Raw genomic sequence first — 14,583 nt, 5'->3', positions numbered from 1 at the left:
TTTGCATTATGGCATCGGAGTAAGTTGCTGCTGTCAAATGATTTAATCGCTATGCAATTGAGTTGTGTTTAACGGACAGAACTAAAGGAGTAGCTCTACGGTTGCCAATTCCCCAGGATCCAGAAGAAAAAGGCTCTTGTGTCTTCTATTTATGATCCGTCACTCCTGCCCAATCGACTCCAAAAACTCCGACCGCTCATCACTCACCCGCGCCACGCAATCATTTTGCGAAAGGGTGAACGCCTTGCTGCCGGCCGTCGTTGGAAACGCGTCAACCGCGCAATCCGCATCCCGAGTCTTCAACCACTGCTGCTGAGCGGCCTTGAGCTTGGCGGTGATGTCGGTCAGTTGCGTCGGGTTCTTGCCGTAGGCCGTTTGCATGCGCTCGGTCAGGCTCTGGTAGTTGTCTTTTAGCAGCTGTTCGGCGGTGGTTCTGCTGTAGGCCGAGCATTCCAGGGTCTGGACGTCGTTTTCGACGGCATCGCAGGGGTTGTCGTCGGACTCTTCAGCCGCGTGTACGCCGGTCGCTATCAGTGCTAACGCCAGGAAGATCGATTTCATTGCGTCGCCGCCCCTTATCAGTAAAGCGTCCAGTAATGCCGCGAATTCTGGCCCATGCAAAGGCCCTTGAACAGGTGGCTCATGACGCCCGACGATGACCCTTTGTCGCAGATTGACGCTTTCGGCAAACCCCCTGTCGTTTTTGCACCCGGCTACCCCGTCCCTCAGGCATATGCTGGCCCCAAAGCGCCGACACACGATTCGGCGCATGAATCGCTAATAGGGGACAGCCTGATGAGCCCAGCCGAATTGCACGCCGACAGCATCGTTATCGACGGGCTGATTATTGCCAAGTGGAACCGTGAACTGTTCGAAGACATGCGCAAGGGCGGTCTGACCGCGGCCAACTGCACCGTGTCGGTGTGGGAGGGCTTCCAGGCCACCGTCAACAATATCGCCGCCAGCCAGAAGCTGATCCGCGAAAACAGCGACCTGGTGATTCCAGTGCGCACCACCGCCGATATTCGCAAGGCCAAGGAGCAGGGCAAGACCGGCATCCTGTTCGGCTTCCAGAATGCTCACGCCTTCGAAGACCAGATCGGCTACGTCGAGGTGTTCAAGCAGCTGGGCGTCGGTATCGTGCAGATGTGCTACAACACCCAAAACCTGGTTGGCACCGGTTGCTACGAGCGCGATGGAGGCCTGTCGGGTTTCGGTCGCGAAATCGTCGCCGAGATGAACCGCGTCGGCGTCATGTGCGACCTGTCCCACGTGGGTTCGAAAACGTCCGAAGAAGTCATCCTCGAATCCAAGAAACCGGTCTGCTACTCCCACTGCCTGCCGTCGGGTCTGAAAATTCACCCGCGCAACAAATCCGATGAAGAACTGAAGTTCATCGCCGATCACGGTGGTTTCGTCGGTGTGACCATGTTTGCGCCATTCCTGGCCAAAGGCATCGATTCGACCATCGACGATTACGCCGAAGCCATCGAATACACCATGAACATCGTCGGCGAAGACGCCATCGGCATCGGCACCGACTTCACCCAGGGCCATGGCCAGGATTTCTTCGAATACCTGACCCATGACAAGGGCTACGCGCGCCGTCTGACCAGCTTCGGCAAGATCATCAACCCGCTGGGCATCCGCACCGTCGGCGAGTTCCCGAACCTGACCGAAACCCTGCTCAAGCGCGGCCATTCCGAGCGCGTGGTCCGCAAGATCATGGGCGAGAACTGGGTCAACGTCCTGAAGGACGTCTGGGGCGAGTAAGCCACTGCATCTCTGAATCCTTTCCCCCGGCCGTCCGTGCCGGGGGCAACACCACGAATTTTCTGGAGTTAAGTTTCCATGGCCAAGATCGCCCCGCAATTGCCAATCGAAGTCGACAGCGAAACCGGTGTCTGGACCTCCGACGCCCTGCCGATGCTGTACGTACCGCGTCACTTCTTCGTCAACAACCACATGGGCATCGAGGAAGTGCTGGGCGCCGACGCCTACGCCGAAATCCTCTACAAGGCCGGCTACAAATCCGCCTGGCACTGGTGTGAAAAAGAAGCTGAATGCCACGGCCTGGAAGGCGTTGCGGTGTTCGAGCACTACATGAAGCGCCTGTCGCAACGCGGCTGGGGCCTGTTCAAGATCCAGGACATCGACCTTGACAAAGGCACCGCCAGCGTCAAGCTCGAACACTCGGCGTTCGTCTACGTCTACGGCAAGGTCGGACGCAAGGTCGACTACATGTTCACCGGTTGGTTTGCCGGTGCCATGGACCAGATTCTGCAAGCCCGCGGCAGCAACATTCGCACGGTTGCCGAACAAGTCTACGGTGGCTCCGAAGAAGGCCACGACGACGGTTTGTTCACCGTCAAGCCGTTGTAAGTCGAGGACCCCGCCATGGCTTTCGAAGCAATGTTCCAGCCGATCCAGATCGGCAAACTGACCATCCGTAACCGTGTGCTCAGCACCGCGCACGCCGAGGTCTACGCCACCGACGGCGGCATGACAACCGACCGGTACGTCAAGTATTACGAAGAGAAAGCCAAGGGCGGGATCGGCCTGGCGATTTGCGGCGGTTCCTCCAGTGTGGCCATCGACAGCCCGCAGGGCTGGTGGAAGTCGGTCAACCTGGCCGACGACCGGATCATTCCGCACTTCCAGAACCTGGCCGATGCCATGCACAAGCATGGCGCCAAGATCATGATCCAGATTACCCACATGGGGCGACGCTCGCGTTGGGACGGCGAGCATTGGCCAACCCTGCTGTCGCCGTCGGGCATTCGTGAACCGGTGCACCGTGCGACCTGCAAAACCATCGAACCGGAAGAAATCTGGCGGGTGATCGGCAACTACGCCACCGCGGCTGGCCGCGCCAAGGCCGGTGGCCTGGACGGCGTCGAACTGTCGGCTGTGCACCAGCACATGATCGACCAGTTCTGGAGCCCGCGGGTCAACAAGCGTACTGACGAATGGGGCGGCAGTTTCGAGAACCGCATGCGTTTCGGCCTGGAAGTGATCAAGGCTGTGCGGGCTGAAGTCGGCCCGGATTTCTGCGTCGGCATCCGTCTGTGCGGTGACGAGTTCCACCCGGACGGCTTGTCCCACGAGGACATGAAGCAGATCGCCAAGTACTACGACGACACCGGCATGATCGACTTCATCGGCGTGGTGGGTTCGGGTTGCGACACCCACAACACCCTGGCCAACGTAATTCCGAACATGAGTTATCCACCGGAGCCGTTCCTGCACCTGGCTGCCGGTATCAAAGAAGTGGTCAAGGCCCCTGTTCTGCACGCGCAGAACATCAAGGACCCGAACCAGGCGACCCGTATTCTGGAAGGCGGTTACGTCGACATGGTCGGCATGACCCGCGCCCACATCGCCGACCCGCACCTGATCGCCAAGATCAAGATGGGTCAGGTCGACCAGATCAAACAATGCGTCGGCGCCAACTACTGCATCGACCGTCAGTACCAGGGCCTGGACGTCTTGTGCATCCAGAACGCCGCGACCTCCCGTGAATACATGGGCGTGCCGCACATCATCGAGAAGTCGGCCGGTGTGAAGCGCAAAGTTGTGGTGGTCGGTGCCGGTCCTGCCGGGATGGAAGCCGCTCGCGTGTCGGCCGAACGTGGCCACGACGTGACCCTGTTCGAGAAGAAAGAATTCATCGGCGGGCAGATCACCACTGCCTCGAAAGCGCCACAGCGTGACCAGATTGCCGGTATCACTCGCTGGTTCCAGCTGGAGCTGGCGCGTTTGAAAGTCGACCTGCGCCTGGGCGTGGCGGCCGATGCGGCGACCATTCTGGACCTGCGTCCGGACGTGGTGGTGCTCGCCGTCGGCGGCCATCCATTCCTGGAGCAGAACGAACATTGGGGCGCGGCTGAAGGCCTGGTGGTCAGCAGCTGGGACATCCTCGATGGCAAGGTCGCACCGGGCAAGAACGTGCTGGTCTACGACACCATTTGCGAATTCACCGGGATGTCGACCGCCGACTTCCTCGCCGACAAGGGCAGCCAGGTCGAGATCGTCACCGACGACATCAAACCGGGCGTGGCGATTGGCGGTACATCGTTTCCGACGTACTACCGCAGCATGTACCCCAAAGAAGTGATCATGACCGGGGACATGATGCTGGAGAAGGTCTACCGCGAAGGCGACAAGCTGGTGGCGGTGCTGGAAAACGAATACACCGGCGCCAAAGAGGAGCGGGTAGTGGATCAGGTGGTCGTCGAAAACGGCGTGCGTCCGGACGAAGAAATCTACTACGCCCTGAAGGAAGGCTCGCGCAACAAAGGCCAGATGGACATCGAAGCTTTGTTCGCGATCAAACCGCAACCTTCTTTGAGCCAGGCGGGTGATGGCTACTTGCTGTTCCGCATCGGCGACTGCGTGGCGCAGCGCAACACCCACGCGGCGATCTACGACGCGCTGCGGTTGTGCAAGGATTTCTAAGCCGGTGAGCTGATCGTTCCCACGCTCTGCGTGGGAATGCAGCCCGTGACGCTGCGCGTCACATTCAAAAGCGGACGCAGAGCGTCCGGTGAGGCATTCCCACGCAGAGCGTGGGAACGATCAATGAGTCCCGTGGGAGCTCCACATGTTGAACACCCTTCTTCCAATCCTGTTGTTCGCTGCTCTGGGCCTCGCTGTCCTGGGCGCGTTGCGGCGGGTGGCTATGTGGCGCCAAGGCCGGGCTTCGAAAGTCGACCTGATCGGCGGCCTGTTCGCCATGCCCAAGCGCTACATGGTCGACTTGCACCATGTCGTCGCGCGGGACAAATACATCGCCAACACCCACGTCGCGACTGCGGGTGGTGCGGTGGCGTCAATGGTGCTGGCGATACTGGTTCACGGTTTCGGCCTGCACAATCGCATTCTCGGTGTTGCCCTGCTGATTGCTTCGGCGGTGATGTTCGGCGGTGCGATTTTCATGTTTCTGCGTCGTCGCAACCCACCGGCTCGCCTGTCCAAAGGGCCATGGATGCGCCTGCCAAAAAGCCTGTTGGCGTTTTCTGCGAGCTTCTTCCTGTTGACCCTGCCGGTGGCGGGCATCCTTCCGGAAAACTTCGGTGGCTGGGTGCTGGCGGCGATCCTCGGCGTCGGTGTGCTGTGGGGCGTTAGCGAACTGTTCTTCGGCATGACCTGGGGCGGGCCAATGAAGCACGCCTTCGCCGGTGCCCTGCACTTGGCCTGGCACCGTCGCGCCGAACGCTTTGGTGGTGGTCGTTCCACCGGTTTGAAACCGCTGGACCTGAACGATCCGACCGCGCCACTGGGCGTGGAAAAACCCAAGGATTTCACCTGGAACCAACTGCTCGGCTTCGACGCCTGCGTGCAGTGCGGTAAGTGCGAGGCCGCGTGCCCGGCGTTCGCTGCCGGCCAGCCGCTGAACCCGAAAAAACTGATTCAAGACATGGTCGTCGGCCTGGCCGGTGGCACCGACGCCAAATTCGCCGGCAGCCCCTATCCATCTCTGGACGGCGGGGGCAAAGCCATCGGCGAACACGCCGGCAACCCGCATCAACCGATCGTCAACGGTCTGGTGGACGCTGAAACCTTGTGGTCCTGCACCACCTGTCGCGCCTGCGTCGAGGAGTGCCCGATGATGATCGAGCACGTCGACGCCATCGTCGACATGCGCCGCCACCTGACCTTGGAAAAAGGTGCCACACCAAACAAGGGCGCCGAAGTCCTCGAGAACCTGATCGCCACCGACAACCCTGGCGGTTTCGCGCCGGGCGGGCGGATGAACTGGGCGGCGGACTTGAACCTGAACCTGCTCAGCGAAAAGAAATCGGTCGACGTGCTGTTCTGGGTCGGCGACGGTGCCTTCGACATGCGCAACCAGCGCACCTTGCGCGCCTTCGTCAAAGTGCTGAAAGCAGCCAAGGTCGACTTCGCGGTGCTCGGTCTTGAAGAGCGTGATAGTGGCGACGTGGCCCGACGTCTGGGCGACGAAGCGACTTTCCAGTTGTTGGCCAAACGCAACATCCAGACCCTGGCCAAATACAGCTTCAACCGCATCGTCACCTGCGACCCGCATAGCTTCCACGTGCTGAAAAACGAGTACGGCGCCTTCGACGGCAACTACCTCGTGCAGCACCACAGCACCTACATGGCCGAAATCATCGGCGCTGGCGCCCTGAACCTCGGCCAGCACAAAGGCAGCAGCGTGACCTATCACGACCCGTGCTACCTCGGCCGCTACAACGGCGAATACGAGGCACCGCGTGAAGTACTGCGCGCCCTCGGGATCGAGATCAAGGAAATGCAACGCTCCGGTTTCCGCTCGCGCTGCTGCGGCGGTGGCGGCGGTGCGCCGATTACCGATATTCCGGGCAAGCAACGGATCCCCGACATGCGCATGGAAGACATCCGCGAAACCGGCGCCGAACTGGTGGCTGTGGGTTGCCCACAATGCACCGCGATGCTCGAAGGCGTGGTCGAACCCCGGCCGCTGATCAAGGACATCGCCGAACTGGTGGCAGACGCGTTGCTCGAAGACGCTGCGCCTAGGCCGACCACACCGGCCCAACGTGAACCTGCGGAGGCCCACTGATGAGCGACATTATCCGCCGCGACCCGCGCGCCGAATGGATCGCCCGCAACCGGCTGCACCCGCTGCACGCGGCCATGCAACCGGCGCAGCACAGCTGGATGGGACCTAATGGCGTCATCCGCAAGAATCCCCATGGCATCGGTTTTATCGGTCCCAACGGCATCAAACGGATCGACCGCAGCGGCGCTCAACAGGGCGGGGCGAGCAAACGCTCGGCCGCGGTTGAAGTGCAATTGCCACTGCATCAAGTGCCGCAACCTGCGTTTTACATCAGCGTGGTGCCGGACATGGTCGGCGGCCGCTTGAGCAGCCACGACCGCGACTTGCTCGGTCTGGCTCATCAATTGGCCGGCAAGGACGGCGCGGTGTTGGCCGTGGTCTTCGGCGAACACAAAGAAAACGCCTTCGCCACCGCTGGCGTCGATCGCTTGCTGGTGCTGGATGGCGAAGAGTTCAGCGGTTATGCACCGGAACAACGGGTCCAGGGCCTGCGGGCTGTGGATAACCAGTTCAGCCCACGTCACTGGTTGCTGCCGGACAGCCGCAGTGGCGGTGGTGAACTGGGTCGACGCTTTGCCGCAGCACTGGGCGAACGCCCGGCCACGCGGGTCTGGCAGGTCAAGGATCAGGAATGCATCGGCCGCGCCGGTGCCGGTTTGCAAGACCTTGCGCGCCCGGTCGCTCGCTTGATTCTGGCCGCCGTCGAATGCGCCGAACCGGTCAGCGAAACCCGTCACGAAGCCTTGCCGGTGGAGTTATCCACAGCGGTGGCGCGCAGTCTCTCGCGCATCGAGGATTTGGGCGCGGTGGCAGTGGACCCGGCGGCGATTCCGATGGCCGAAGCCGAATTCATTTTCTCCGGCGGCAACGGGGTCAAGGACTGGGGACTTTTCCACAGGACGGCCGAAGCGTTGGGCGCTACCGAAGGCGCGTCCCGTGTGGCAGTGGACGATGGCTTCATGGCGCGCGACCGTCAGGTCGGTGCGTCCGGCACCTGGGTCACCGCGCGGGTTTACGTGGCGGTGGGGATTTCCGGGGCGATTCAGCACCTGCAAGGGATTGGTGCCTGCGACAAGGTGGTGGCGATCAATCTCGATCCTGGCTGCGACATGATCAAACGGGCCGACCTGTCGGTGATCGGCGAGAGCGCCGAGATTCTTCAAGCCTTGATCGATGCGGTAGAGGCTTACCGCAATGAAGCCAAGCGCGATGCGGCTTAAGGAAAGGAAAGGGTTATGAGCACGAAAATCATCAGCCTGGTGTCCATCGGCGCCCACCCGACTTCCGGCCGGCCACGTCGCGCTGAGCAGGATGCGCGAGCAGTGGAACTGGGTCTGCAGCTTGCTGGGGATAACCTGCAAGTGCTGCATGCCGGCGACGTCGCAGAGCCTGCGCTGCGTGCGTACCTGGGCATGGGCCTGGAACAGTTGCATGTGCTTGAACAACCTTCAGGCGCCGATGCACTGCCGGCATTGACCGCGTATTTGCGTGACGCCGGGGCTCAGGTCGTGCTGACCGGCAGCCAGGCGGAAACCGGCGAAGGCTCGGGCATGTTGCCGTTCCTGCTGGCGGAAAATCTAGGCTGGCCGCTGGTCATAGGGCTGGCTCAAGTTGAATCCATCGACGGCGGTTCGGCGCTGGTGCTGCAAGCCTTGCCTCGTGGTCAACGCCGTCGTCTGAAAGTGCGGCTACCGTTTCTCGCCACTGTGGATAACGCTGCACCGAAACCTCGGCAGAGCGCTTACGGCCCGGCCCGACGCGGGGTGTTGCAGGCGGATGAAGTCGAAGTGATCGACGATGAACTGCTGGCGGTCGCCACCCTGCAACCGGCCAAGCCACGGCCTAAACGCTTGAAGGTGATCAAGGCCAAGAGTGGCGCGGACCGGATGAAGGCCGCGACGGCCAAGGCCAGCGGTGGGGGCGGGCAGGTGCTTAAAGGGTTAAGTGCGGAGGCGGGGGCTGAGGCGATTCTCAAGTTGTTGATTGAGGAAGGCGTCGTTCGCTAACGGTCCTGTGGAGTCAGCTAAATGGCAGTTGAATTTCGTTCGGCCCTGCGCGCGGATGCGCGGGAGATTGCTCGTTTATTTCAGATTTCATCAGAAGGCGCTGCGGATTACATCTGGAGTCAACTGGCGCAACCCGGTCAGGACTTGCTGGATGTGGGCACCAGTCGGTACGCCCGTGAAGACGTGGATTTTTCCTGGCAGAACTGCCTCATTGCCGAGGCAGGGGGAAATGTCATCGGCATGATGCACAGCTACGTGATGCGTCACGATCCGCTGGCGGCCCCCGTGACCGATCCCGTCCTGGCGCCGTATGCCACGATGGAAATTCCCGACACCCTCTATATTTCCAGCCTGGCGCTGCATGAAGGCTGGCGAAATCAGGGGCTGGGCAAACAATTCCTCGCCTACGCCTACGACCGTGCCAACCAGCTTGGGCTCAATGGCTTGAGCCTGATCGACTACGCCGTGAACACCGGCGCCCGCCGGTTTTACGAGCGACATGGCTTCCGTATCGTCGATACCTGCCAGATCACACCACACCCGATGATTCGGGTCACGGGTGAGGCCTATCTGATGTATCGGCCTTAAGGCACGAACCCAAGCCCGCTCCCACAGGGTGATGTGTTTACCCACAATCCCTGTGAGCGCTTCTGTGGATAACATGTTCACCGTTCGCTACACCCCATACAAATCAAGCCATGCAACCCTTCGTACAAAAAATAACCAGCCTAACTTGCGGTTTTTTCACGCTTTTTCCACAGGATAACTTTGCAGTCGAGCCAATACTTGCCCCCAATCTCTGTTAGCGCATCTGTGGATAAGATGTTCGCTGTCCTCTACAGGCCATATAAACAGGGCTTATCAGGCGGCTGATCAAAAAACGATCAAATCAGCGTTTTAGATCGATAATCCTCGCGCAAACCCCGATTTATCGCGGCCTCCAACGGTTTTCCACAGATTCATCGAAGTTGCCCCCAATCTCTGTTGGCGCTTCTGTGGATAAGGTGTTCGCCATCCTCTGCAAGCCACGTAATTCGTGCCCTACAGGATTTCGATCAAAAAACGACCAATCGCTGTTCAAAACCCTGCTTCTCGATAAGTCACGGATTTTATTCGGTTTCTGTGGAGAAAGTTTTCGCTTTAAACCGAGTTGTCCCCATTTGCTGTGGGCGAAGGTGTGGATAACTTGTTCGCGAACCCTACAGCCCCCCACCCGTGGCTGCTCTGAAGCAATTGATCGAAATTTGAACAATAAAAAACCGCGAAACATGTTCGCGGTTTTTGTCTCAGCGGGATCGGTCAGCCTTGAACCGGCACGCCTTTGAGGTAAGGCGCAGGTTCAGCCCCCAGGTTGTTCAGCAAACGCTCGCTGTACCAATCCACAAAGTTCACCACGCCAAACTCATAGGTCTTGGAATAAGGCCCTGGCTGGTAAGCGGTGGAGTTGATGCCGCGCTGGTTCTCTTCAGCCAGGCGACGGTCCTGGTCGTTGGTCGCATCCCACACCTTGCGCATGTGTTCCACGTCGTAATCCACGCCTTCGACCGCATCCTTGTGCACGATCCACTTGGTGGTGACCATGGTTTCCTGCGCGCTGATCGGCCACACGGTGAACACGATGATGTGATCGCCCATGCAGTGATTCCACGAGTGTGGCAGGTGCAGGATGCGCATTGAGCCCAAGTCCGGGTTCTTGATCCGGCCCATCAGTTTGGCGCAGCCCTGCTTGCCGTCCAGGGTCATCGACACGGTGCCTTTGAGCAGCGGCATGCGCACGATGCGGTTACGCAGGCCGAAACTGGCGTGGGCGTAAGGAATCTTCTCGGCTTCCCAGGCAGCGGCGGAGGCGGCCACGTGGTCCTTGAAGGCCTGGTCAGCGCGCGGGTCGGTAACGTCGTCCCATTCCAGCAAGGTTTTCAGCAGTTCCGGGTGCGATGCGTTGCAGTGGTAGCACTCGCGGTTGTTTTCCAGCACCAGTTTCCAGTTGGCTTTTTCGAACAAGGTGGTCTGGATCGCCACCTTGGTGTTCTCCATGTCGTACGGTTCCATGTAATGGTTCAGCGTCGACAGGAAGTCATCAATGGCCGGCGGATTCTCCGACAGGCTGATGAAGATGTAACCGCCGGCAGTCTTCACGTTCACCGGTTTTAGGCCGTACTGCTTCATGTCGAAGTCGGCGCCCATCTCGGTGCCGGCGAACAGCAGGCGACCGTCCAGTTCGTAGGTCCACTGGTGGTAGTGGCAAACCAGTTTGGCGACCTTGCCTTTTTCGCTGGTGCACAGCCGCGAACCGCGGTGCCGGCAGACGTTGTGGAACGCATGCACCACGCCTTCGGCGCCACGAATCACGATGATCGGGTTCTTGCCGATTTGCAGGGTCAGGTAGTTACCCTTGGTCGGGATCTCGCAGGTCATGCCGGCGATCAACCACTCTTTCGAGAAGATTTCCTGCATGTCGATATCAAACAGCCGCTCGTCAGAGTAAAACGGCTGCGGCAGCGAGAAAGTGCGTTCGCGCTCTTGCAGCATTTGCGCGGTGGCCTTGCGTGCGGGTTCCAGCGGATCGCCCAGGCTGATTTTTGCGGTGACGTCCATCGATTTGATCCTCAAGGCCATTCAGTGTGGCCGGCGAAATAGTGGCTGATACGGTTTGCTACGCAAGGGTGTAAAGAAAACGTCTTTGTGTGGGGCCGAGTGTGGGGCCGGCGCACGCCAGAACCTTATCCACGAGCGACATGGCCCACTCTGTTCCCGACGTGCAACCCCCGGTAGTTATGGGCTGGTCGCGATAAGTATGTGAATGTCGCAGATAGGTAAATGGGTGGTTCGCGCTATACGCAGAATCGCCAACATAAGGCCGAGCATCGGCGGTGGAGAACAGCATGTCCAACAGCTTCCTGAATCCGGTAACCACCCAGACCTGGGCCAATGGTCGACACATCGTCCGTTGCGTCAAAGTCATCCAGGAAACCTGGGATGTGCGCACCTTCTGCTTTATGGCTGACCAGCCGATTTTGTTCTTCTTTAAACCGGGGCAGTTTGTCACCCTGGAGCTGGAAATCGAAGGCGTGCCGATCATGCGCTCCTACACCATTTCCAGCTCGCCGTCGGTGCCGTACAGCTTTTCGGTGACGATCAAGCGCGTACCGGGCGGCAAGGTTTCGAACTGGCTGCACGACACCCTGCATGAAGGCCAGGAGCTGGCCGTGCACGGGCCGGTCGGGCTGTTCAACGCCATGGACTTCACTGCGCCGAAGGTGCTGTACCTCAGCGGTGGCGTCGGTATCACGCCCGTCATGTCGATGGCGCGGTGGTTCTATGACACCAACGGCAACGTCGACATGGTGTTTATCCACAGCGCCCGCTCGCCCAAAGACATCATTTACCACCGCGAACTGGAACACATGGCGTCGCGGATCGACAACTTCAGCCTGCACCTGATCTGCGAGAAGCATGGTCTGGGCGAGCCGTGGGCCGGTTATCGCGGTTACCTGAACCATAAGATGCTCGAATTGATGGCGCCGGACTTCCTTGAGCGGGAAGTTTTCTGCTGCGGCCCGACGCCGTACATGACCGCGGTCAAGCGCATGCTGGAAACAGTCGGCTTCGACATGTCGCGTTATCACGAGGAATCCTTCGGTGCTACACCACCGGAAGCCCGTGCCGATGCGGTGGAGCAAGCCGAAATAGCAGCAGACGCGCCGGACATCGATGCGGCGGACCTGCATCAGGTGGAATTCACCGCGTCCGGCAAGAGCATTCGTGTTGCACCGGGTGAAACCGTGCATGCAGCAGCGGCCAAGTTGGGTCTGTTGATTCCGAAGGCCTGTGGGATGGGGATCTGCGGGACGTGCAAGGTGATGAAGCTGGGTGGCGAGGTCGAAATGGATCACAACGGCGGGATCACCGAGGAAGATGAGGCCGAGGGGTTTATTCTTTCGTGCTGCAGCGTGCCGAAGGGTGATGTGCGGATCGAGTTTTAAGCCATCCTGATCCCACCCATAACGGGGGGGATGATCGTTCCCACGCTCTGCGTGGGAATGCATCTCGGGACGCTCCGCGTTCCTGCTTCACCGCCTATGTAGCGCCGAACACCGTTGTGACGCAGAGCGTCACGGGCTGCATTCCCACGCGGAGCGTGGGAACGATCAGGTTGGAGAGTGCCGGGAGCCTTAATACCAGCGCTGAATCTCAATCAGGCCGTCCATCCCTGCATAGTTTCTCGCGCTTGAATAACGCCAGTGCTCCGGCAAATCCACATACCCGCGTTTCACCGGGTTGTAGTGGATGTAATCCAGCTTTTGGCGCATAACAGTTTCGCTGTACACCATCTCCGCGTGCGAACCTTCCTGCCACAGCTGATACACCCGATCTTGCTTGTGCGCGCGTTTGCTGAAACGCAGGCGCTGCAACGCGCGTTTAGCTCCTTTGCTTTGCAGGTCGTCGATGATTTGCCGGGCAGTGAAAGATTTGAATTGGCTGAGGCACTTGTGGAGGTCTGGGGCCTCGGCAACAAAGTGCAGATGGTTCTCCAGGACGACGTAGCCATACAGCTTCAGGCTCTGGTGGTTTTGCTGATAGCGCCAGCAATTGAGCAGGTGATCGACGATATAAGGGCGGATGAACAGCGGCAACCATTCCATGAGGGTGCAGGTGAGGAAGTGAGGTTTGTCGGGTTCAGTGATGGTGTAACGACTTCGGCCCATGGGTGCATTCCTTGGCTGCGAGGGAATGATCAGGGTGGGTGCGGTTGAATGGTAGGGCTAGAGGAGAGGGCCGCGGAGTTAGTGGGAAATTGCAACGCGCCTCTAATGATCGTTCCCACGCTCTGCGTGGGAATGCCTCTTGGGACGCTCCGCGTTCCTGCTTCACCGCCTATGTAGCGCCGAACACCGTTGTGACGCAGACCGTCCCGAGAGGCATTCCCACGCAGAGCGTGGGAACGATCTGTGGCAGGGTTTAGCGGGACATGACTTCGCGAATATCTGCCGCCAGTTCCCGTACGCGTTCTTCTTCGGTGTCCCACGAGCACATGAAGCGTGCGCCGCCGTTGCCGATGAAGGTGTAGAAGCGCCAGCCCTTGGCCGTCAATGCAGCGATGGCTGGTTCCGACAGTTGCAGGAACACGCCGTTGGCCTGCACTGGGAACATCAGTTCCACGCCTGCAATATCGCTCACCAGTTCCGCCAGCAACTGCGCGCAGTGGTTGGCGTGTTTGGCGTATTTGAGCCAGGCGTCGTTTTCCAGAATCCCGACCCAGGGTGCCGAAAGGAAGCGCATCTTCGAGGCCAGTTGCCCGGCCTGTTTGCAGCGGTAGTCGAAGTCTTCGGCCAGTTTGTGGTTGAAGAACAGAATCGCTTCCCCGACTGCCATGCCGTTTTTCGTGCCGCCGAAGCACAACACGTCGACGCCGGCCTTCCACGTCAGATCTGCCGGTGAGCAGCCGAGGAATGCACAAGCATTGGAAAACCGCGCGCCGTCCATGTGCAGGTTCAGGCCCAGCTCTTTGCACGTGGCGCTGATGGCGCGGATCTCTTGCGGGGTGTAGACGCTGCCGACTTCGGTGGCTTGGGTCAGGGTGACTACGCGCGGTTTCGGGTAGTGGATGTCCTGGCGCTTGAGCGCGATTTCGCGGATCGATTCCGGGGTCAGCTTGCCGTTTTCAGTGCGGGCGACGAGCAGCTTGGAACCGTTGGAAAAGAATTCCGGTGCGCCGCATTCGTCGGTTTCGACGTGAGCGGTTTCCGAGCAGATCACGCTGTGGTAACTCTGGCACAGCGACGACAGGGCCAAGGAGTTGGCCGCGGTGCCGTTGAAGGCGAAGAATACTTCGCAGTCGGTTTCGAACAGTTTGCGGAAATCGTCGGACGCGCGTGCGGTCCACTCGTCGTCGCCATAGGCGCGCTGGTGGCCGTGGTTGGCCAGTTCCATGGCAGCCCAGGCTTCAGGGCAGATACCGGAATAGTTGTCGCTGGCGAATTGTTGGCTCTTATCGGTCATGGCCGGCTTCCG

12 protein-coding genes are annotated in these 14,583 nt (G+C 59.8%); 8 read left to right on the top strand and 4 right to left on the bottom strand.

Annotated features, from left to right (window positions below):
* Positions 1-159: 159 nt before the first annotated feature.
* Positions 160-561, bottom strand: a complete 402-nt coding sequence (locus tag ACYZTR_RS26155) for a lysozyme inhibitor LprI family protein (protein ID WP_461974987.1) — start codon at positions 559-561, stop codon at positions 160-162.
* A 234-nt stretch (positions 562-795) separates the two neighbouring features.
* Here ACYZTR_RS26155 and ACYZTR_RS26150 point away from each other — a divergent pair, with 234 nt between their 5' ends.
* The 7 genes from ACYZTR_RS26150 to ACYZTR_RS26120 all read left to right on the top strand — a co-directional run bounded on the left by ACYZTR_RS26150 (position 796) and on the right by ACYZTR_RS26120 (position 9,159).
* Positions 796-1,773 carry a dipeptidase gene (locus ACYZTR_RS26150; RefSeq protein WP_008033250.1) on the top strand — a complete coding sequence of 326 codons (978 nt, stop codon included), beginning with the start codon at positions 796-798 and terminating at the stop codon, positions 1,771-1,773.
* 78 nt (positions 1,774-1,851) lie between these two features.
* Positions 1,852-2,382: a DUF5943 domain-containing protein gene (locus ACYZTR_RS26145; RefSeq protein ID WP_003194877.1), complete on the top strand. Its 531-nt coding sequence runs from the start codon at positions 1,852-1,854 to the stop codon at positions 2,380-2,382.
* 15 nt (positions 2,383-2,397) lie between these two features.
* A complete protein-coding gene (gene dgcA, locus ACYZTR_RS26140; RefSeq protein WP_461974984.1) occupies positions 2,398-4,458 on the top strand; it encodes a dimethylglycine demethylation protein DgcA in 2,061 nt (686 codons plus the stop codon).
* Between the two features lie 145 nt (positions 4,459-4,603).
* Positions 4,604-6,565 carry a dimethylglycine demethylation protein DgcB gene (gene dgcB, locus ACYZTR_RS26135; RefSeq protein ID WP_461974982.1) on the top strand — a complete coding sequence of 654 codons (1,962 nt, stop codon included), beginning with the start codon at positions 4,604-4,606 and terminating at the stop codon, positions 6,563-6,565.
* The gene (gene etfA, locus ACYZTR_RS26130; RefSeq protein ID WP_461974980.1) at positions 6,565-7,785 is read left to right on the top strand and encodes an electron transfer flavoprotein subunit alpha; all 1,221 of its coding nucleotides are present in this window, start codon (positions 6,565-6,567) and stop codon (positions 7,783-7,785) included. Before dgcB ends, etfA begins: the two co-directional genes overlap by 1 nt.
* Positions 7,786-7,800: 15 nt before the next feature.
* Positions 7,801-8,571, top strand: a complete 771-nt coding sequence (etfB, locus tag ACYZTR_RS26125; protein ID WP_461974978.1) for an electron transfer flavoprotein subunit beta — start codon at positions 7,801-7,803, stop codon at positions 8,569-8,571.
* A gap of 21 nt (positions 8,572-8,592) precedes the next feature.
* Positions 8,593-9,159, top strand: a complete 567-nt coding sequence (locus ACYZTR_RS26120) for a GNAT family N-acetyltransferase (RefSeq protein ID WP_461974976.1) — start codon at positions 8,593-8,595, stop codon at positions 9,157-9,159.
* A 711-nt stretch (positions 9,160-9,870) separates the two neighbouring features.
* Here the strand turns inward: ACYZTR_RS26120 and gbcA are convergent.
* Entirely contained in the window at positions 9,871-11,166 is a 1,296-nt protein-coding gene (gene gbcA, locus ACYZTR_RS26115; protein ID WP_461974974.1) for a glycine-betaine demethylase subunit GbcA, read from the bottom strand.
* A gap of 287 nt (positions 11,167-11,453) precedes the next feature.
* Between gbcA and gbcB the strand changes: the two genes are divergently transcribed.
* On the top strand, positions 11,454-12,554 hold the full coding sequence (gene gbcB / locus ACYZTR_RS26110; protein ID WP_461974972.1) for a glycine-betaine demethylase subunit GbcB: 1,101 nt from the start codon (positions 11,454-11,456) through the stop codon (positions 12,552-12,554).
* A 189-nt stretch (positions 12,555-12,743) separates the two neighbouring features.
* Here the strand turns inward: gbcB and ACYZTR_RS26105 are convergent, their stop codons facing one another.
* Together ACYZTR_RS26105 and ACYZTR_RS26100 are read right to left on the bottom strand one after the other, a co-directional pair.
* Complete coding sequence (locus ACYZTR_RS26105) at positions 12,744-13,277, bottom strand: REP-associated tyrosine transposase (protein WP_461974970.1); 534 nt, start codon at positions 13,275-13,277, stop codon at positions 12,744-12,746.
* A 253-nt stretch (positions 13,278-13,530) separates the two neighbouring features.
* Positions 13,531-14,571, bottom strand: coding sequence for a threonine aldolase family protein (locus tag ACYZTR_RS26100; RefSeq protein ID WP_461974968.1), 1,041 nt, complete (start codon positions 14,569-14,571; stop codon positions 13,531-13,533).
* Positions 14,572-14,583 lie beyond the last annotated feature (12 nt).

It is taken from the genome of Pseudomonas sp. Hz4, from assembly GCF_054898165.1.
This window is presented reverse-complemented; position numbering and strand designations above follow the sequence as displayed.

Excerpts from the sequence above, each read along its gene's own strand:
- etfA (WP_461974980.1), top strand. The coding sequence starts at position 6,565 with ATGAGCGACATTATCCGCCGCGACCCGCGCGCCGAATGGATCGCCCGC.
- dgcA (WP_461974984.1), top strand. The coding sequence starts at position 2,398 with ATGGCTTTCGAAGCAATGTTCCAGCCGATCCAGATCGGCAAACTGACC.
- ACYZTR_RS26145 (WP_003194877.1), top strand. The coding sequence starts at position 1,852 with ATGGCCAAGATCGCCCCGCAATTGCCAATCGAAGTCGACAGCGAAACC.
- etfB (WP_461974978.1), top strand. The coding sequence starts at position 7,801 with ATGAGCACGAAAATCATCAGCCTGGTGTCCATCGGCGCCCACCCGACT.
- ACYZTR_RS26100 (WP_461974968.1), bottom strand. The coding sequence starts at position 14,571 with ATGACCGATAAGAGCCAACAATTCGCCAGCGACAACTATTCCGGTATC.
- ACYZTR_RS26105 (WP_461974970.1), bottom strand. The coding sequence starts at position 13,277 with ATGGGCCGAAGTCGTTACACCATCACTGAACCCGACAAACCTCACTTC.
- gbcB (WP_461974972.1), top strand. The coding sequence starts at position 11,454 with ATGTCCAACAGCTTCCTGAATCCGGTAACCACCCAGACCTGGGCCAAT.
- ACYZTR_RS26120 (WP_461974976.1), top strand. The coding sequence starts at position 8,593 with ATGGCAGTTGAATTTCGTTCGGCCCTGCGCGCGGATGCGCGGGAGATT.
- ACYZTR_RS26150 (WP_008033250.1), top strand. The coding sequence starts at position 796 with ATGAGCCCAGCCGAATTGCACGCCGACAGCATCGTTATCGACGGGCTG.
- dgcB (WP_461974982.1), top strand. The coding sequence starts at position 4,604 with ATGTTGAACACCCTTCTTCCAATCCTGTTGTTCGCTGCTCTGGGCCTC.
- ACYZTR_RS26155 (WP_461974987.1), bottom strand. The coding sequence starts at position 561 with ATGAAATCGATCTTCCTGGCGTTAGCACTGATAGCGACCGGCGTACAC.
- gbcA (WP_461974974.1), bottom strand. The coding sequence starts at position 11,166 with ATGGACGTCACCGCAAAAATCAGCCTGGGCGATCCGCTGGAACCCGCA.